The 255-nt window shown below is 46.3% G+C and carries 1 rRNA gene; it reads left to right on the forward strand.

Features of this window, described 5'->3' with window-relative positions:
* Positions 1-89: 89 nt before the first annotated feature.
* Positions 90-255 (forward strand): 23S ribosomal RNA (locus ACN6NF_RS25965); the annotation flags it as partial.

The following is a 255-nucleotide window of genomic DNA, read 5'->3' on the forward strand; positions in this document are numbered from 1 at the left end:
GAAATTGCGTTTTAGAATATTCCTTTAAGCTGATCTTGTGTAAACAAGTGAAATAAAGGTAGCAAATCGTATTTACATTGTAGATACTAGGTTAAGCTACAAAGAGCACACGGAGGATGCCTAGGCGCCAGGAGCCGACGAAGGACGTGGCGAACAACGATAAAGCCTCGGGGAGCTGTAAGCAAGCTTTGATCCGGGGATGTCCGAATGGGGAAACCCGGCTGTCTTCATCGACAGTCACTACTCACTGAATTC

The organism is Paenibacillus sp. TSM33, assembly GCF_056099025.1.